General features: G+C 67.2%; 1 pseudogene. It reads left to right on the top strand.

Annotated features, from left to right (window positions below):
- Window positions 1-61 precede the first annotated feature (61 nt).
- Window positions 62-350: pseudogene (locus B4F73_RS04365) on the top strand (CinA family protein); the annotation flags it as partial.

Consider the following 350-nt stretch of genomic DNA (forward strand, 5'->3'; position numbering starts at 1 on the left):
GCCCGGCCCTCTCCCAACGTCCGGCTTGCGCGGCGCCCACCCGGCTGCTCAATTGGCGCGCATGGAAACACTCATCCCCATCGCGCAACAGATCGCAAACACGCTCAAGGCCCGCGGCGAGACCGTGGCCATTTCGGAATCCTCGGCTGGCGGCCTCATCTCGGCGGCGCTACTCGCCGTGCCCGGCGCCTCGACCTATTATCGCGGGGGNNTTCAAGCATCTGCTCGGCCTGACACGGGAAGATATTGGCGACATGCGCTCCTCGACCGAGCCCTATGCCCGTCTGCTGGCCAACACCATTCGCGGCAAGCTCGCCGCCGATTGGGGGCTCTGCGAAACCGGCGCCTCC

Source organism: Hyphomonas sp. UBA3601, from assembly GCF_002375605.1.
Taxonomy (GTDB): domain Bacteria; phylum Pseudomonadota; class Alphaproteobacteria; order Caulobacterales; family Hyphomonadaceae; genus Hyphomonas.